This is a genomic window from Chryseobacterium hagamense (assembly GCF_007991455.1).
Classification (GTDB): domain Bacteria; phylum Bacteroidota; class Bacteroidia; order Flavobacteriales; family Weeksellaceae; genus Chryseobacterium; species Chryseobacterium hagamense.
In genome coordinates this window covers 141,705-160,395 of the sequence record NZ_BJYJ01000005.1, presented here as the reverse complement: position 1 = coordinate 160,395, position 18,691 = coordinate 141,705, and the positions used below count along the sequence as shown (strand labels likewise).

Genomic DNA, 18,691 nt, shown 5'->3' with positions numbered 1-18,691 from the left:
AAAAAAATCACTTAAACATATCGTGAATGAATACAGTGGGGATATTTAGTGTAAAATTAACATTCACACCCCTCAGTTCCTTACCATTGATTCCACTGTTTCCTACCGGAAAAGCATACCCGCCGGTCAGGTCAAGGATCCCGAAAAGCGTAACCCCGATCTTCGGCGCAATATATTTATTGGTTCCTTCAGCCCCGATCAGGAAATAATACGAATGGTAGAAATCGACATTTTTTTCAAAATTCAGCAATACATCTGCCGACAACTTGGGCATAATCGCAAATTCCGAATGAGCGGACCCCATCAGTGCCGAAGCGCCCAGGCGATAGATCACATCATCATTTTTTAAGAAAAGCAGTTTACCGCCCAGTTCCCCGAAACTCTGGTTCTGATAGGTATACCCCAAACTGATCATTTTATGCACGGTAACCTGTGCTTTGGCGAAAGTACTCAGGAAAAATACGGTTAGGATCGCAATGGCGGATCTGGCGTTCATCATCTTTAATTTATTATTGTATGTAAAAATAAAAAAAACTGCCTTACCGTAAAGATAAAGCAGTCATTTATTATATCGGTTTAAAAATTAAATTCCGAAAGCGGCTTTAATTTCGTCTACTTTGTCTAATTTTTCCCAGGTAAAGAACTCAAGGTTTTCAAGGGTCAGCTCGTTTTTATGCCCTTTGTTGAAAGTCTTGGTTGCCACATAGCTTTCTCTTCCCATGTGTCCGTAAGAAGCGGTATCCTGATAGATCGGATTTCTCAGCTTCAGGTTCTGCTCGATTGCATAAGGTCTCAAATCGAAAACAGTAGAAACTTTCTTCGCGATTTCACCGTCATTAAGATCCACTTTCGCGGTCCCGTAGGTATTGATGTACAATCCGCAAGGTTCAGCTACACCGATCGCATAAGAAACCTGCACCAGTACTTCATCAGCAACGCCTGCTGCTACCAGGTTTTTAGCAATGTGCCTTGTAGCGTAAGCCGCACTTCTGTCTACTTTTGAAGGGTCTTTTCCTGAGAAAGCTCCGCCTCCGTGCGCTCCTTTTCCACCATAGGTATCCACGATGATTTTTCTTCCCGTAAGACCGGTATCTCCGTGAGGACCTCCGATAACGAATTTCCCTGTAGGATTGATATGGTATTTGATCTGATCGTTGAATAAAGCTTTGATTTCCTCAGACTGCAAAGCCACTACCCTTGGGATCAGGATATTTTTGATGTCCTCTCTGATTTTATTCAGCATTTCTTCTTCTGCTCCGAAATCGTCATGCTGTGTAGAAACCACGATAGAATCGATCCGGATAGGCTTATGATCATCGGAATATTCAATCGTTACCTGGCTTTTTGCATCGGGACGAAGGTATCTGATTTCCGTATCTTCTCTTCTGATGGCAGAAAGCTCCTTAAGAATGGTATGCGCCAGATCCAGCGCCAAAGGCATATAATTAGCCGTTTCGTTGGTGGCATACCCGAACATCATTCCCTGGTCACCGGCTCCCTGAGCATTGGCTTTTGCTTCGAAAGACTCATCAGAAACAGCCCTGTCCACACCCTGGTTGATATCCGGAGACTGCTCGTGGATGGCGGAAATAACTCCGCAGGAATCCCCGTTGAACATATATTCCCCTTTGGTATATCCGATTCCGTTGATCACTTCTCTTGCAATCGTCTGTACATCAAGATAAGCACCGGACTTCACTTCCCCTGCCAGTACAACCTGTCCAGTCGTCACAAGCGTTTCACAAGCTACTTTTGAAGATTTATCGTATGCTAAAAAGTGATCGATTAGTGCATCGGATATCTGATCGGCGATTTTGTCCGGATGTCCTTCTGAAACGGATTCAGATGTAAATAAATAAGACATGTTATTCTGTTTGTTTGAGATTAAAATTCACGAGGAAAATAAGAATAATTGTCGAAAGGCCTAAAAAAGAATACTGTTTTAGCATTTTTTTATAGAGGTTGCAATCAGGTCAAATTTTTCCTCGTCCGTAAACGTTGGCAAATTTAAGTACTATTTTCTAATACTCAAAATTTTTGCCGGTTAATTATAATTTTCTTGAAATTAGCGGTTTAACAACCGGCTGCCGATAAAAAACTATTGGGGTTTTATACTTACGAATTCTTTCGGGCTTTTATGGTAATTCAGCTTTTTTTCCAAAGAAGTACGGATCGAATGTGATAATTCGTCAATAATTTTCTGCTTGAAGGTCGGCTTGTAGTAGATAATGCTGATTTCACGGTACGGAAAAGGCTTCTTGAAACGGTAGACGTTTTCTTTCTGCTGTTCGGAAAGCTGGTTCAGGGCAAGCTCCGGCAAAATACTGATTCCGCCTACTTTATCTACCATGTGCACCAGAGTCTGAATATTGGAAGCCAGAAAATCGAGGTTTTTGGGTTTCAGGGTATTTTCTTTCAGGTGACAGATGTTTTCAAACTGGTTTCTCAGGCAGTTTCCTTCTTCCAGAAGCCATACTTTTTCCACATTCAGCTCTTCCGGAACTACATAGGAATTTTTCTTATGGTTTTCGGTTTCGGAACTGTAGATCATCAGTTCTTCGTTGAACAGGAAATCCTGATAAAATTCATCCGCCGCATCATACGGCGTCGAGATGATTCCGGCATCCAGTTCCCCTGCTTTTAAGGATTTGATAATATTATCGGTTGTCATTTCCTTAACGTTCATCTGGATTTTCGGATTGTCTTTCAGGAACTTGAAAATCTCAGTCGGTAAAATGAATGAAGACACAGTTGGGATAATTCCGATATTAATGGTTCCTCCCAGGATATTGTTCAGCAGATTGGCCTTATTCTTCAGTTCATTGACAGATTCTATAATCACTTTGGCCTGATCGATAATCTGAAGTCCCACATCCGTTGTCCGGATCGGATGCGTGGTACGGTCAAAAACCTTTACATCCAGTTCATCCTCGAATTTCTGTATCATGGCACTTAATGTAGGCTGGGTAATAAAGCACGCCTGAGCTGCTTTCCCGAAATGCTTGTACTTATCCACAGCGATAAGATACTCCAGTTGCTGAATGTTCATCTGATTAATATTATCTATTACAAAGATAAAATGTTTTTGGTATTGACAATTAAAAATTCAAGTAATTTTGATTATTACTACCTTTACATCATCAAATACCACTCCGAAAATATTTTATACAAATTGCAACTATTATGGATTCTAAAAAATTAACCTTAAGCAATGGTTCACCCTATTATGAACACCAGGATTCGCAGACGGTAGGCCCGAGAGGTCCGGTCCTGATGCAGGATTTTATCCTGCAGGAAAACCTGGCCCATTTTGTGCGGGAAAGAATTCCGGAAAGGATCGTTCATGCCAAAGGAACAGGTGCTTACGGAACATTTACGGTTACCCACGACATTACCCGATATACCAAAGCCGGATTATTTTCGAAAGTAGGAAATTCATGCAGGATGTTTGCCCGGTTTTCTACCGTCGGCGGCGAAAAAGGAAGCGCAGATACAGCAAGGGATCCGAGAGGTTTTGCCCTTAAATTCTATACGGAAGACGGAAACTGGGATCTTGTAGGAAACAATACCCCGGTATTTTTCATTAAGGACGGCAAAAAATTTCCGGACTTTATCCATACCCAGAAAAGGGTTCCGAAAACCAACCTGAAAAGTGCCACGATGATGTGGGATTTCTGGAGCCTGAACCCCGAATCGCTCCACCAGGTCCTGATCCTGATGTCCGACCGGGGAACCCCCTACGGTTACCGGCACATGCACGGCTTCGGCTCGCATACCTATTCCATGATCAATGATAAAAATGAAAGGATCTGGGTGAAATTCCATTTCGTAACGAAGCAGGGCATTAAAAACTTTACCAATGATGAAGCCGTAAAAATGGCAGGTGAAAATCCGGATTTTGCGCAGGAAGACCTTTGCAATGCCATTGAAGAAGGCAACTTTCCTAAATGGACCATGTATATCCAGGTCATGACGGAAGAGCAGGCCCGTGATTTCCGGTGGAATCCTTTCGATATTACCAAAGTATGGTTCCATGATGATTTCCCGATGATCGAAGTGGGAGAAATGGAGCTGAACGAAATTCCTGTGAACTACTTTGCGCACGTGGAACAATCGGTTTTTTCGCCGAGCCACCTGATCAACGGGATCAGCTTTTCACCGGACAAGATGCTTCAGAGCAGATTGTTTTCCTACCCGGATGCCCACCGCTACCGAGTTGGTGTAAATGCCCATCAACTGGAAGTGAACCGCTGCCCTTTTGCCGTAAACAATTACCAGAGAGACGGCTTTATGGCAGATTCCAGCCAGTATCAGGACAAACCGAATTACCATCCGAACAGCTTCGACGATATCAAACCGGATTATGCTTATAAAAGCTACGAATATGAACTGGACAGCGCCCATGTAGCCGCCTATAACCGAAATGAAAATGACGACGACCATTATACGCAGCCGGGATTACTCTATTCAAAGGCCATGAGCCCCGAAGAGCGGCATAGTCTTGTAAACAATATTGTAGCCAGTATGAAACAGATTAACGGGCCAAAAAAAGATGAAATCATCAACCGTCAGCTGTGCCATTTCTTCAGAGCCAATATCGAGCTTGGCATGAAAGTCGCATCCCAACTCAGTGTTGTTATTGACGCCAACATGATGAACCATACGAAATAACGAGTTTAAAATATAATTTTTGTTAAAAGGAAAAAAGATCAATGCTTTTTCCTTTTTTTTGTAAAAAATTTCATAATTTGCGCGGAATAATATTTTATTAGTGGAAAATGAGTTACGAAAATATATTATTGCAAAAAGAGGATAGACTTTCTATCATTACAATAAACAGACCTGAAAGCTTGAATGCACTGAATGCCAAAACAATCAGTGAACTTAGTTCAGTCCTGGACGAATTGAATTCCGATACCACCTGCAGGGTTATTATCATTACCGGAAGCGGCGAAAAATCTTTCGTTGCCGGTGCCGATATTAAAGAATTCAGTGATTTCGGACAGGATCAGGCAGAAGAACTTGCCCGCAACGGACAAAACTCTTTATTCAATAAAATCGAAAAGATGACCAAGCCCGTTATTGCAGCCGTAAACGGTTTTGCCTTAGGCGGTGGTCTTGAGCTTGCCATGGCATGCCACATCAGATATGCATCGGAAAACGCGAAACTCGGACTTCCTGAAGTGACGCTGGGACTCATCCCGGGTTACGGAGGAACCCAGCGGTTGCCGAAGCTTGTCGGAAAAGGTATTGCCAACGAAATGATCTTCTCCGCCAAAATGGTGCCCGCCGCAAAAGCGAAAGAAACCGGCCTGGTCAATGAGGTCTACCCTATTGAAGAATTATTAACGAAGACAAAAGAATTAGCCAAGACCATTGCCAACAATTCACCCATGGCGATTTCAAAAGCAATTCATGCCATCAACCTTTCGGACACGGATAAAGGCTTTGAAACCGAAATCAGATATTTCGGAGAGCTTTTTGAAACGGACGATAAAAAAGAAGGAGTCTCGGCCTTTCTTGAAAAAAGAAAACCCGGCTTCTGATTTTTACCCTTAATACAAATTATTTCGAAAACCAACAATGCTGCTGTATGAATAAGTTTGATAAAGCTTATCTAAAAATGGCCCAGGAATGGGCACAACTTTCCTACTGTAAACGAAAGCAGGTAGGAGCTCTTATCGTAAAAGATAGGATGATTATTTCAGATGGTTATAATGGTACCCCCTCAGGATTTGAAAACTGCTGTGAGGACCCCGAAGGCAATACCCACTGGTATGTGCTGCACGCCGAAGCGAATGCCATTTTAAAACTGGCCGCTTCCACACAGTCTGCCAAAGGGGCTACCCTGTATTTAACGCTTTCTCCGTGTAAAGAATGCAGCAAACTGATCCTGCAGGCAGGAATTACCCGGCTGGTCTACATCAACGAGTATTCGGACGAAGACGGAATATCATTTTTAAAAAACCATCAAGTTGAAATAGAACAAATTTCGGATTATGAACTAAAAAAATAACACACCAATGACTTGGGATGAAAAAATTAAGGATTTTGAAATCTTCCTACGTTTTGAAAGAAACTTTTCAGAAAACACATTAGATGCCTACATCAGGGACATCAAAAAATTAAAAGAATATGCAGAAGGAGATCTGGAAAATATGGGTCCGGATTCAATCGACTATGAAAATCTGCAGGAATACATCTTCAACCTTTCCAAACAGAAATTCAGCGAAAGATCGCAGGCAAGATGGATCTCTTCCATTAAAGCATTTTTCAAATTTCTTTTGGAGGACGAATGCCGCGAAGATAATCCGGCCTCTCTGCTGGAAGGCCCTAAACTAGGTCTTTATCTTCCGGATACCTTGAGCCTTACCGATATCAATAAGATTATCGGCGCCATAGAAATCAGTACAGATCTCGGTAAAAGAAACCAGTGCATCATCGAAGTCCTGTACGGCTGTGGGCTGCGCGTTTCAGAACTGATCGACCTGAAGATTTCCAATATCAATTTTAAAGAACAGTATATCAAAGTAGTCGGAAAAGGAAACAAAGTACGTTTTGTTCCCCTGGCCGATTATACCGCAGAGCTGATCAAATGCTACATCAACGATATCCGTTCCAAAAGCAAGGTCAACCGGAAGCATGAGGATACCTTATTCCTGAACAGCCGCGGAACATCGATGTCCAGGGTCATCGTATTTTTAATTATTAAGGAACTGACTGATAAGGCCGGTGTAAGCAAGAAAATTTCACCGCACACCTTCCGTCATTCTTTTGCTACCCATCTGCTTCAGAACGGGGCCGACCTCCGTTTTATCCAGGAGATGCTGGGCCATTCCAGCATTACCACGACCCAGGTGTATACCCATCTGAAAACGGAAGAACTTCGTGATGTAATCCTCACGTATCATCCGAGAAATGCTAAAATCACGCAATGAAAACACTGAAATACTGCCCGAACTGCGGTAAGGAATCCCTTAAATGGGACGGAGAGAAAAAATGGAGCTGTCCTGACTGCAATTTCACATTGTACAACAATGTGGCCGGTGCGGTAGCGGTGGTGATCCGGCATCAGGATGAAGTTTACCTGACACGGAGGAACAGGGATCCGAAAAAGGGAAAGCTGGATCTTGCCGGGGGCTTTGTAGATCCGGGGGAAAGCGCTGAGGAAGCCTGTAAAAGGGAACTTTTCGAAGAATTGCAGCTGGCGGTTGATTTATCCGGTTTAAAATACCTCGCCAGTCTTCCGAACGTGTATCAGTATAAAGAAATGGATTACCACACCATCGATCTTTTTTATGAATATAACGTTCCGGAGAAATTTGAAGTGAACCTGGAGCTTTCCGAAATATCGGAAGCCGTCTGGATTCCTTTACAGACTCTTCAAGTGGATGATCTGGCTTTTGATTCTCAGAAAACATTTTTTAAAGAATACCTGAAGAAGATCTGATTATTCTCTTAAAATATTACAATCCCCGCAGATGAAGAACCTGCGGGGATTTTTATTTAATGTAAAATCCAACCGTATTCAACCTGTAATCAGGCACCTCCTTAACTAAAATAAGATTAATACCAATTCAGTCAGGATTTTAAATAGCATTCTTTTCGATATGATCACAAACAATTTCGTTCTTAATAAAAGAAAATTCCGACTTCCCATTTTCTCCTTCCGGTTCATTACCTGATTTCATTATAATGCTTCTGATGGTATTTTACCCTATTCTGTTAAAAGCCATCTCTTCCGGGCTTTAAAACAAAGTGAATCCAGAGGTACTCAATGGTATTCCTTGTTTATTTAACTAAAAAAAATAAGACTGTCAAGTCAGGGGTTTAAACAGAATGATTTTTTGAAAGAACGGATAACGGCTTCGTCTGATTATCAATTTCGTAATTGTATTTTTGCCAAGAGAAACCTTCGGCATCCCGCTTCCCTCACCAGTCTGTTAATCCGAGTCCTGATTCGAATTCACATTATTCAATACGATCCCGATTTAAGTATTTCATCAAAATATTTAACCAATAAGGCCCGTTCTGCATCGGATAAATTGGCTTCTTTATGGTAAACGATATAACCAGGCATCGGCATCGTTTTATTCTGAATGGTCTGAACTGCCTTATTCAGCATGCTTTCCTTCAGATCCCTATTATATGTTCCCCAGACGGAAAAGTTTAGATGTTCCCGTCCTTCATTCACATGGCTTTTTACCGACCATGAGACCGGTGCTATGTATGCGTATTTGGGATAAACGGTTTCGTAGGAATGACAATCGTAACAGGCTCCCTTCAGCAATCCCTGGATCTTTGCCGGTGTTTTCCGGATATCGGTAAAATTGGCTTTACGGTCCACCGGCGGATTAACCTTATCCGTCGGGATAAACTGAATCATGGCAAACCCGATCAGGCTCCATAACAGGATTTTTTTAAACGTTTTCATATTATCTCGTCAGTGTTGATCCGGCAGGAGAAAGCAGGGTATTGTTGCTTTTCAGATCAGGCTTCTTGGTATCTTTCGGAGTCGCGGTATTGGTCTTCGGAAAGCTTAATTTTGACGTATCCAATACCCGGGTGTCTTTCAGGTCCCAGTTTTCATTGCTGTCCCAAAGCGGACGTACCACGGCCGTTTTATAGTAGATGTAAGAATCTTCTGCAAAAGCGTTGTTCTGAAAGTCCGATTCGTCCCAATAGCCGTTCCCGTTGTTGTCCACAAGGATCCTCACGATGTATTCACCGGGTTTCAGGATATCGAATTTCACTTCACTGCCTTTCGTATATTTCTGGTAAAGAACTTTATCCGACGTATCCAGCAGCTGAATCCAATAGCTGGAGGCAGGCGCATTCTGCAGGATGAATTTCAGACTTCCGTAGTTTTCCACTTTATCCGCTTCAAAATCGAAACGCTTCGACTGGAAATTTTTAGCATAGAAAGAAGAAACGGTTTCTTTCGGAACGGTAAGCTGGTATTTTTTACCGGCTACGAAATCTGCCTTTACCAGAATCTGATAAGGATTCTTCTCTGAGATCCGTGCTGTAAAAGGAAGGGTGTTCAGACTGTCGCCCGCCGCCCTGAAAATCCATTTATCCGTATTGAGCTTATCGATATAATAATTGGACACCATCTTAAAGTCTTCTCCCGGCGGAAGCAGGCTGCCACCATTATCACTGTTAATGTCCATTGCGTTTTTGGTATTGTACTTATAGAACAGTGAAGCGTTGTACAGGGAGTCTTTTTTGCCGACTCCGGCATTATAACCGAATTTCAGGTTTTCCGTGGTCGTTTGCCCGACATCGCTTTTTACCGCATCAAACCAGATTCTCACCGTATCGGATTTCGGAGCGTGGGTCACTTTGTAATCCTTTATTTTTTCATTTAAAGGCTGAACCCTTACTTCTTCCGGCTTTCCTTCAAACGCCATCTGCACGCCTCCCGGAATTTCTTTCATCTCCAGGTATTTTACCGGCTTTCTGGAAGGATATAATTTAAGATTCAGTCCTGAGATTGATTTTTCCACGACCACTTCGTCTTTCTGGAAACCTACTTTTTCTTTTCCGGGATCATAAATGGAATTTCCGTTTTCATCTTCAAAAGCAACAATCCTATATTTTCCCGGCGACAGGTAGTTCAGTTCAAAATAGCCGTCATCATCAACTTTGGTAATATAATATGGCTTCTGTCTGTAATTCATGGTATCCTTCACCTGGTACAGTCCCACGACGTATTTATTTTCACCGGGCTTTTTGGTGGATAAAGCATCTTTAATTTCACCACTGATGTAAAGATCATCCAGTTTACTTCCTGTAGAAAAAGCAAAGTTGAAATACCGCAGGATATTCCCCTCATTATTATCGCCGATGGAATTTCCGAAATTAAAGTTGTAGGTGGTATTGGCCTGCAATGTATCTTTCCACTGGATCAGGATGAATTTATTGGCAATATTCGATGGGATGATCCGCGTAATATTCTTGATCGGCGGAGAAATGATCAGGTTTTTGCTGACATCTTTCAGCGTCACATATTCATCAAAATCAAGGCGGAGTTCCTTAATATCCGTCGGGACATTTACTCTCGTCGTATCAATATTGGAGCTTAAAAACTTCGGAGCCAGCGTATCTTTCGACCCGCCGATAGGCGAACCCACTCTTGCACAGGACTGCAACAGAAAACCGATAACGAATAAAAAAAGGAATCTTTTCATGAATATGTTTACGCAAAAATAAACATTATTCTCCATAAACTTCGCCATGTCCTTTCAATGTATCTTTTTCGTCGCTCATGATGCTGTGCAGCTTATCTTTCTGAGGCGGGAAATCTTCAAACAGCCCGGACAGCGCCAGTGCTGTATATACTTTTCCGGAATATTTATTCCCGATGGCAATGATCGTCACTTTGGATTTAAGCAAATGGGCAAATACGGAATTCGTCCCGTGCCACCAGCCGTTGTGATAAGTCAGCTTTTCCCCGTTATCGAACAGTTTCATCCTGAAGCCGAAACCGTAATTGTTCATCCCGAACTTTTCATTGCTGTACGGGGTGAATACCTGTTCGATCAGTTCGGGTTTCAGGAAATCCTTTGAAAACATGGCTTTTGAAAAATTATATAAATCTCTCGGTGTCGTATAGACGTTTTTATCTCCGTAGATCAGATCCAGCCGGTCCAGAGGGTAAAGCTTGCTTCCGCCGTAGTAAAACGACTGTGAAGCCGTCGGAATATCTTTTTCCTGGAAGATGTAGGTATTTTTCATTTTCAAAGGCTCAAAAACCATTTCTTTCATGGCCTGCGGGAAGGGCGTTTTGGTTACTTTTTCAATAACAAGGGCCAGCATGGCGAAATTGGTATTGCAGTACATAAAGCCTGTATCCGTATCCCTTGCCAGGGCAGGTTTGTATTTAATAAGTATGTTCAGGATATCCTCATTGGTAAGGAAAGCCTTGGAAAGTTCTGCCGGAGCCGGCTGTATTTTGGTAATGAAATATTCGTATTTCGGAAGGCCACTTCTCTGGTCCAGCAAAGTTTTAACGGTAACCTGCGGATAGGGGAATCCCGGGAAAAATTTTGTCAACGGATCCGATAAACTGATTTTTCCTGCCTCGATCAGCTTCATCGTGGCCATCGCCGTCAGGGTCTTGGAAACTGAAGCTACATGAAGCGGTGTATTCCGGTCTATCGGTTTCTGATTGCCCGCCCTGGCAAACCCCCGGTAATTTTCGTACAGGATATCGTCTCCTTTGGCCACCAGGATCCCTCCGCTGAGATCGCCTCTTTCCCATACTTTTTTATAATATTGGTCGATATACCTTACCAGTGATGCTTTATCATCCACACAGCTTTCCGCCGGTGTAAATGCCTTGCTTAAATCTACATTTCCGTAATTCGGGAGGTTCGTCGCAGGTCCGGCGACCGCCTCCTGGTTTTCAGATTTTTTTTTACAGGAAAAAAGAGATAAAAAGACCGTTACAATAAGGACAAAATTACGCATTCTCAGGAATTTCAAAATGAGCGGCAATTTAATAAAACTCAAAATAATTATTACTTATTGGCTCTATATTATGAATTATTTAACATAAAGTAAAAACGCAAAAAATGAAATCATTTCACCCGGAAATTTTATTTAAAAATTTTATCCGGTTTACACAGCAGACCGTTAAAATTTTATGCTTCAATTAAGCAGCAGCATTAAACCTGTACGAACTTAATGCTTACCCGATGAAACAGGACTAAGCAAACCCCGCCACAATTTTATCTACGATCACCTGGGCCAGCTTTTCCTTGCTTTGCACCGTCCATCCTGCGATATGCGGCGTTACAATTGTTTTTTCAGACTCCAGAAGGTATTTCAGGTCTTCATTTTCAATTTCAAGGTTTTCGAAGGAAGGTTTTTCATATTCCAGTACATCCAGACAGGCACCTTTTACCTTGCCTGATTTCAACGCTCCGACTAAACTTTTCGTTTCTACATTTTTTCCCCTTGCCGTGTTTACAAAATAAAAGTTATGCTTCATGCCGTCAATGAAGGCCCCGTTGACTATATAATGCGTCTGTTCCGTTAAGGGAATATGCAGGCTTATTACTTCCGCCCTTTCTTTTAATTCTTCCAGGGAGACCTGTTCCGCAAATTCATCGGAAAGGCCCGGCAGGATATCGTAGAAAACCACTTTACACCCAAAACCCGACAATCGTTTTGCCGTAGCTTTCCCCATATTTCCGTAGCCAATCAGCCCTACAGTCTTTCCGAGCAATTCGTCGCCGCGGTTTTCTTCACGCAGCCAGATGCCGTTTTTCACTTCCTGCGAAGCGATGAAAAGCCTGTTCATTAAAACCAAAAGCATCCCCACCACATGTTCCGCAACGGAATCGCGGTTTCCTTCCGGAGAATTGATGAGTTGAATCCCTAATTTTTCGGCCACCGGAATGTCAATATTTTCCATCCCCGCTCCTACCCTGGCAATAAATTTCAGGTTTTTTGCTTTCTCTAAAAAATTTTTATCCAGAGGAATTCTGCTTCTGATAATCACCCCGTCGTAGTTTTCAATTTTCCTGCACACCTCATCGTAGGAAGACGTAAAATCTTCTTCCAGAATAAATTTTTTTGCGGTAAGCTGTTCGGTAATCAAAGGATGGTTTTTATCTAAAAGCAATATTCTCATTGAAGGCATAATTCTTTATATTTGTTGATGCAAAGGTAAGTTAGAAAGAAATAGAAACTGATTTTGCAGGATAGAATTTTTCAATTTTGCATTCTCATGAAGTTATCTAAAATTATTTTTGGAATTTCCAGCCTGCTGTTCCTGATGTACAGTGCTTTATTACGGATGGAATACCCTTCGGTTCCGGAAATCATTCCGATCCATTATTCTGCGGAAGGCCCGGACGGATTCGGAAACAAAATATTTTTATGGCTGGGCGTGGCTTTCAATGCCCTGCTCCTGGTTTTTATAGGATTTATCCTTTTTTTTCCTCAGAAAATGTTCGGCAAAAACAATGATTATCTTGAAAGCTCTCCGGAGCAGGCAATAAAAAACCGACAAATATTTCTGTCGGTTGTATCGGTAATCATAACATTGATTTTTTGTGGGCTCTCCTTAAAGGAAATTATTCTGTAGGCTCCTGGAAAAGCTTTTTCAGCTCGACGGATTCAGACGGCTTCATTCTTCCGGAAAAGACATAATTCAGTTTAACACGAATGACACTAATTTTTTTCACGAATAACACGATATAAAAGTCATAAATTTCCATTGATCACTCTTTTCACACCATTTTTAAAATAGAGGGTATTAAAGTTGATCAGCATTCCCAATTTGCAATTGCTCAAACGGAGATAGGTCAGTATATGAGCAAGATGCACGTCAGTCAGGGCTTCTACCGATTTAATTTCCAAAACAAATTATTTTCTATCATCAGGTCCAGCCTGTATCCGATATCCAGTTTAACTTCATCATAAATTAAAGGCATTGGTTTTTGCTTTTCAATCGATATATTATGTTTTTTCAACTCATAAAACATACATTCCTCATAAGCACTTTCCAATAGCCCAGGTCCTAAAGCCTTGTGAACCTTATAGCCTGACTCATAGACGATTCTTGAGATCTCATTTTCCGAAATATTCATTTGTGTTTATTTATGTTGCACATTATTTGTGAAAATCTGTGCCGGTATTTGTGTTATCTATGTTTAATCTGCAGGAGTCTCCTGGAAAAGCTTTTTCAGCTCGACGGATTCAGACGGCTTCATTCTTCCGGAAAGGATCAGGGAAAGTTCTTTCCTTCTTAAAGCGGCAGCATATCTTTCCTGTTCAAGCTCGGTTTCCGGTTCCATGTCGGGAATCGGAATCGGCCGGTTGAACTCATCTACAGCTACGAAGGTATAGATTCCTTTGTTGGTCTGGATTTTTTTACGGTTGATCGGGTCATCCAGCCAGACATCCACATAAATTTCCATGGAAGTGGAGAATGCCCTGGAGACTTTGGATTCCATCACCACAATTCCGCCTTCCGGAATCGGATGATCGAAGGAGACGTGGTTTACAGATGCCGTCACCACCCTTCTCTCGCAGTGTCGGGTTGCCGAAATCGAAGCACAGCGGTCCATCCTGGCCAAAAGTTCGCCTCCGAAAAGGTTTCTCAGCTGGTTGGTGTCGTTGGGAAGGACGATGTTCGTCATTACCGTAAGGGAATCTGAAGCTTTTTTTATTTTTGCCATTATTTCTTAGTGTTGTTTGGAATTGCCTGTTTTGGGGTCTGGCTTTTAGCTGCCGGCTGTACTGTAACGGTTTTCTGCAGTACCGGCTGAGCGGTTTTCTGGATAATGGAATCTTTCTTTAAAGAATCCGTTACCGGAGCCGCATGCTGCTGAACCTTCACCGTATCTTTCTGAATCCTGTGGGTTTTCGTCTGTACGGAAATCGGGGTATTCTCAAACGATTTTTCCCCGAACAGCAGTTCCTGTTGCGTGAAACCGACATAAATGATCCCAACCACCGGAATGATAATCAGGAATGCCCAGAGAATCGATTTATTAAACTTATAATCCTTTTCAGCATTGGAAGAAACCGCCGATTTCGGGCTATGGGCCTGCATATCGGAAATTCTGATCTCTTCCAGTCCGTAAAAATCCGGATGGTCCGACTGCAGCCTTTGCCCTTTGAAACGGGTGCTTCCGTCTTCAATATAAACGGTGCCCAACCCCTGAACTTCCAGGATCTGCTCGGCCTGAAGTTTTTTCTTCCAGAAATCCGTCTGGATCTGAAGGTCGGTTTTTGAGGCTTCCAGGGTCATCTGTTTCTGTCCGGCAATGAAAGCTGCCAGATCATCCGACTTCGCTTCATAATCCGGAGCATACTTAATGGTGCTGGCAGGAGGAAGAATGCTCCCATTTTCGGAATTGATCACCGCCTTGGATTTTTCCAGGGAAAAAACACCGAAGTCCGGTACTGTAACGGTCCCGAACTGTTTCAAATATTCTAAAATGTAAGCTGAAATATTCATCTGGCAGCAAATTTATGACTTTTTCGGGACTTTTGGTATACGCACGCCGTTCAAGACCGTAAGTTTAACATGAACCCAAGAAGTCTGATTGATGGGTTGGATGATGGAAGTTTTCAATAGGAGCTATGTCTTGAATATCAAATGGCAATAACGATCACGACTGCCCTAGCCGCGATAGGAACGGCATCCTTTTTTGTGGCGGATGGAGCAATGCGGAGGCCGGCACAAAAAAGATACAGTGGATAGCGCGATAAAGCTCCCTATAAAAAAAAGACTGCCGGAGCAGCCTTGAAAAATCTAACTTTTTACTTACTATAATTTGTTTAAATATAGCCTGATGATTACCTGATGGTCCAGCTGATCCCGAACATGAAATTGGTCCCGGCCTGTGAAAAATAATACGGTTCGCCATCCCACACCGCCCCGTTGTTGACGTACTTTTTGTTGAAAATGTTGTTCACCAGAAGTTTCAGGGCAATGTCATTGTTTTTGATCTTAAACTGATACTGCGCATTGAAATCGGTAAGAAAGTAGTCTTTCAGCCGAAGGTCCTCATCTTCCGAATTATCAAGATACTGTTTCCCTACATACTGGTTCATGAGGGCAAACTGGAAATTTTTATTCGGATTGAATTTCAGGGCCAGGTTGGCGATGATGTCCGGTGAGAAAGAAATCTGGGTGTTTCCGAGATCCTGGATGCCTTCGGTATTTTCAACTTTAAAATCCAGGTTCCGGTTGTTGCTGAAGCTCACGTTTCCGTTGATCTCCCATTGCTTTGAAAGCCTGGCCAATGCACCCAGCTCGATGCCGCTCCGGTAGCTTTTCCCTGAATTGGTGCGGATGAAAGCACCGACGTTGTTCAGTTCCCCGTTTAGCACCAGCTGGTTGACATAATACATATAGTATATATTCGCAGTAAGCGAAACGATGCCAAACTGTTTTTCCACACCGGCTTCAAAATCGTGCAGTTTTTCCGCTTTTACATCGTTGTTGGCCAATAAATCATCACGGTTGGGTTCGCGGTGGGCATGCGCATAGGAAAGGAAGAACTTGCCGTTGCCGATGCGGTAATTGATTCCGGCTTTCGGGTTGAAAAACAGCCAGTTTTTCTTCAGGTCTGCTCCTTCCCCGTCGCCGGCAGCGATAATTTTGGTATCGTAATCAACATTTCTCAGTTGAAGGTCTCCGAAAAATTCAAAATCATTCAGCTTCACCAGGGCTTTGGCGAATCCTGAGACTTCATTTTTTACGGAACGGTTTCTGTAATATTCATATTCATTGATCTGCGGCAGAAAAACGCCGGTTACATTTCCGAAATGCCTTCCGTAATACTGGTTGGCCACTGCTCCGAAATTTATATCCACCATTCCCAATTTCCCGTATAAGGTAGAAACGATACCGTAAAAATCGTTATTCAGCCATTTTTTCCTGATGAAATCGGAAGAATCTTCGCCATTCATATCCGGCAGGTTATACCTTGCAAAAGGATCGCCCTGCTTGTAGTTTTCGTAATATCCTTTTCCTTTCGTATAATGCAGCGTGGTTTCGAGGTTCCATCTGTCGTTGAATTTCTGTTCCCAAAGCAACTGGTAGTGGCTCTGTTTGTAGTTATCGGTTTCATTATTGTAGAATCCTGAAATATTGCCGTCGGCATCATAGATTGCTCCGGAATAATTGAATTTCGGATCGGTTTCCCAGGTCTTGCGGTCGATTCCGTTCCAGGCCTGGTAGGTTTTTTCCTTTCCTCCGAAAGCCATCAGGCGGATCCTCGTCTTTCCCTCCTCAAACAAGGCGGTGAAATTGTAAGAATCCAGTTTCGAAAAGGCCCGGTCGATATACCCATCGGAATTGATATGGGTATATCTTCCCATCACCGAAAGCCGGTTGCCCCAGAATTTTCCGGAACCCACTTCCGCAGCATATTTATAGGTATTGAACGAGCCGTAGCTGTCGTCGGTTTTTACATAAAACTTTTCGTCGGGATCTTTGGAAAGCACGTTGATGCTCGCTCCGAAAGCTGCGGCCCCGTTGTTGGAAGTGCCGACTCCTCGCTGGATCAAAATCTGTGATGCGGAACTGGTAAGGTCCGGTACATTTACGAAAAAAGTTCCCTGGCTTTCGGAATCGTTGTAAGGTACTCCGTTCATCATCACGTTGATGGCTGTCCCTGATACGCCCCGGATCCTGAAACCGGTATAGCCTACCCCGTTTCCGGCATCGGAAGTTGAAATCACGGAAGTCTGGTTTTTCAGCAGAATGGGAAGATCCTGCCCCAGGTTCCGGCTGTCGAGGTCTCTCTGAACATTGATGATTTCTTTTGCAACGGGAAGTCTTTTGGTAAAATTAACGGCTTCGATTTCCCTGATCTTTACGGAATCGGTACTTTGTGCCTGGAGGAAGGCGAATGCGCCAACGGTAAGCCCTAAAAAAAATAATCCTTTCATTCTATAAATTTTAACATTTAATGAATAAAAGGGGCAGATTAATAATGTAACGATGCATTCGTTTTACCGATTTAACAATAAGCATTGGTAGATTGCTAAATTTTCACATCGGTACATTTAAATTCCCTAAACGGCATTATCCGTTCCAGGTTCATTGGGTATAATCTCAGCTTGTGACAGCACCCCTTTATTTCAGACGCGAAATTAAGAAAAATTTATGAGAATCGGCTTATGGCTTATGGCTTATGGCTTATGGTTTATGGTTTATGGTTTATGGTTTATGGTTTATGGTTTAATTTACGGTATTAATGAATAACAAACAAAATTTTGTTAAAAGGTGGAATCTTCACCTGAAAATCAGTTTGCCAAAGCCCATACCTATTACAAATCAATACGCTTTGTTCCGCTGGTCGATGTAGAAATAGTTTTTGCCGTCTTTGGAAACTTCGAACATACGGCCGAGCTTCCAGCTGAAATTCCTTTTGATGTCGGCATACTCGAACGGAATGATGACATTCCCGTTGACATCAACAACCCCGAAAGCATTATTTCCGGAAGCGATGATCATCGGGTTGGCCACATCATCCCCTTCCATAATAAACAGGTATTCGTATTGCGGGTAGATTTTAAACTGCCTGTAATCCTGCGGATCTTTAAAAGTTGATTTTTCGACCAGGCCGAAGAAACCGTTCATTGTGTATGCCTGAAACAGCTGTTGTACATAGTCTTTATGAATGCATTTCCCCAGGTCTGCCTGCCTGTACCGGTATACCCTTTTGCCTTTCTGGTCGATCCGGTAGGAAATTTCGTTTTTCTCTACGGTTGCATAATCCGCCGTACCGAATTTTCTCAGCTTCTCGTCAGGTGAATTCAAAAGATTGCAGTCTTCATAGAAAAACACGGCAATATGATATTCAGGCTGGATCATGAATTTCCCTTTCTGATTGATGTATCCGAAATTGCCGTTTTTCTTTTTAGGAATCAAAAGCGGAAGCTCCTTATTCAGAACCGGCAGATCCGGATTCGCTTCTGGCTTTCCGGAAGGTTGGGCTACCGCTGTCTTTTCTATATTCTTTACCGGTAATTTTTTTACCGTTTTAGTCTGGGAAAAAACAGAAATCGAAATAAAAACTCCTAAAATTGAAACAACATTTTTCATAATCATCACTGGTTCTGCAAAGTTCGGGCAAAAATAGAAAATATAAAACAGATATTTATAAAGAATCTAAATAATTAGGTTATATAAAATACGAAAATTCCGTAAATT

General features: G+C 42.4%; 17 protein-coding genes and 1 pseudogene. 6 read left to right on the top strand and 12 right to left on the bottom strand.

Annotated elements, in window-relative coordinates; genetic code table 11:
* Positions 1-7: 7 nt before the first annotated feature.
* The 3 genes from CHA01nite_RS07980 to CHA01nite_RS07970 form a co-directional block, all read right to left on the bottom strand.
* Positions 8-499, bottom strand: coding sequence for a hypothetical protein (locus CHA01nite_RS07980; RefSeq protein WP_146940785.1), 492 nt, complete (start codon positions 497-499; stop codon positions 8-10).
* 84 nt (positions 500-583) lie between these two features.
* A complete protein-coding gene (metK, locus tag CHA01nite_RS07975) occupies positions 584-1,864 on the bottom strand; it encodes a methionine adenosyltransferase (protein ID WP_146940784.1) in 1,281 nt (426 codons plus the stop codon).
* Between the two features lie 234 nt (positions 1,865-2,098).
* A complete protein-coding gene (locus CHA01nite_RS07970; RefSeq protein ID WP_146940783.1) occupies positions 2,099-3,049 on the bottom strand; it encodes a LysR substrate-binding domain-containing protein in 951 nt (316 codons plus the stop codon).
* Positions 3,050-3,183: 134 nt separating this feature from the next.
* On the opposite strand from CHA01nite_RS07970, the gene CHA01nite_RS07965 reads away from it, so the two are divergent.
* From CHA01nite_RS07965 to CHA01nite_RS07945, 5 genes are all read left to right on the top strand, one after another.
* The gene (locus CHA01nite_RS07965; protein ID WP_146940782.1) at positions 3,184-4,671 is read left to right on the top strand and encodes a catalase; all 1,488 of its coding nucleotides are present in this window, start codon (positions 3,184-3,186) and stop codon (positions 4,669-4,671) included.
* Positions 4,672-4,778: 107 nt separating this feature from the next.
* Complete coding sequence (locus CHA01nite_RS07960; RefSeq protein WP_146940781.1) at positions 4,779-5,546, top strand: enoyl-CoA hydratase-related protein; 768 nt, start codon at positions 4,779-4,781, stop codon at positions 5,544-5,546.
* Positions 5,547-5,593: 47 nt separating this feature from the next.
* Positions 5,594-6,016, top strand: coding sequence for a deoxycytidylate deaminase (locus tag CHA01nite_RS07955; protein ID WP_146940780.1), 423 nt, complete (start codon positions 5,594-5,596; stop codon positions 6,014-6,016).
* Positions 6,017-6,023: 7 nt separating this feature from the next.
* Entirely contained in the window at positions 6,024-6,938 is a 915-nt protein-coding gene (xerD, locus tag CHA01nite_RS07950; RefSeq protein WP_146940779.1) for a site-specific tyrosine recombinase XerD, read from the top strand.
* Positions 6,935-7,450 (top strand): NUDIX hydrolase, encoded by a 516-nt coding sequence (locus tag CHA01nite_RS07945; protein ID WP_146940778.1) that lies wholly within the window; start codon positions 6,935-6,937, stop codon positions 7,448-7,450. Before xerD ends, CHA01nite_RS07945 begins: the two co-directional genes overlap by 4 nt.
* A gap of 525 nt (positions 7,451-7,975) precedes the next feature.
* Here the strand turns inward: CHA01nite_RS07945 and CHA01nite_RS07940 are convergent.
* The 4 genes from CHA01nite_RS07940 to CHA01nite_RS07925 all read right to left on the bottom strand — a co-directional run bounded on the left by CHA01nite_RS07940 (position 7,976) and on the right by CHA01nite_RS07925 (position 12,643).
* Entirely contained in the window at positions 7,976-8,434 is a 459-nt protein-coding gene (locus CHA01nite_RS07940; protein WP_146940777.1) for a heme-binding domain-containing protein, read from the bottom strand.
* 1 nt (position 8,435) lies between these two features.
* Positions 8,436-10,193, bottom strand: coding sequence for an Ig-like domain-containing domain (locus CHA01nite_RS07935; protein WP_146940776.1), 1,758 nt, complete (start codon positions 10,191-10,193; stop codon positions 8,436-8,438).
* 25 nt (positions 10,194-10,218) lie between these two features.
* On the bottom strand, positions 10,219-11,475 hold the full coding sequence (locus tag CHA01nite_RS07930; protein WP_146940775.1) for a serine hydrolase domain-containing protein: 1,257 nt from the start codon (positions 11,473-11,475) through the stop codon (positions 10,219-10,221).
* A gap of 238 nt (positions 11,476-11,713) precedes the next feature.
* Entirely contained in the window at positions 11,714-12,643 is a 930-nt protein-coding gene (locus CHA01nite_RS07925) for a 2-hydroxyacid dehydrogenase (RefSeq protein WP_146940774.1), read from the bottom strand.
* Positions 12,644-12,739: 96 nt separating this feature from the next.
* On the opposite strand from CHA01nite_RS07925, the gene CHA01nite_RS07920 reads away from it, so the two are divergent.
* Positions 12,740-13,099: a DUF1648 domain-containing protein gene (locus CHA01nite_RS07920; protein WP_146940773.1), complete on the top strand. Its 360-nt coding sequence runs from the start codon at positions 12,740-12,742 to the stop codon at positions 13,097-13,099.
* Between the two features lie 119 nt (positions 13,100-13,218).
* On the opposite strand, the pseudogene CHA01nite_RS07910 reads toward CHA01nite_RS07920, so the two are convergent.
* The 5 genes and pseudogenes from CHA01nite_RS07910 to CHA01nite_RS07890 form a co-directional block, all read right to left on the bottom strand.
* Positions 13,219-13,604, bottom strand: a pseudogene (locus CHA01nite_RS07910) (GxxExxY protein).
* 63 nt (positions 13,605-13,667) lie between these two features.
* Positions 13,668-14,195 carry an acyl-CoA thioesterase gene (locus CHA01nite_RS07905; protein WP_146940772.1) on the bottom strand — a complete coding sequence of 176 codons (528 nt, stop codon included), beginning with the start codon at positions 14,193-14,195 and terminating at the stop codon, positions 13,668-13,670.
* Positions 14,195-14,980 (bottom strand): HU domain-containing protein, encoded by a 786-nt coding sequence (locus CHA01nite_RS07900; RefSeq protein ID WP_170234702.1) that lies wholly within the window; start codon positions 14,978-14,980, stop codon positions 14,195-14,197. Before CHA01nite_RS07900 ends, CHA01nite_RS07905 begins: the two co-directional genes overlap by 1 nt.
* 341 nt (positions 14,981-15,321) lie before the next feature.
* On the bottom strand, positions 15,322-17,424 hold the full coding sequence (locus CHA01nite_RS07895; RefSeq protein WP_146940771.1) for a TonB-dependent receptor: 2,103 nt from the start codon (positions 17,422-17,424) through the stop codon (positions 15,322-15,324).
* A 388-nt stretch (positions 17,425-17,812) separates the two neighbouring features.
* Complete coding sequence (locus CHA01nite_RS07890; protein ID WP_146940770.1) at positions 17,813-18,583, bottom strand: WG repeat-containing protein; 771 nt, start codon at positions 18,581-18,583, stop codon at positions 17,813-17,815.
* Positions 18,584-18,691 lie beyond the last annotated feature (108 nt).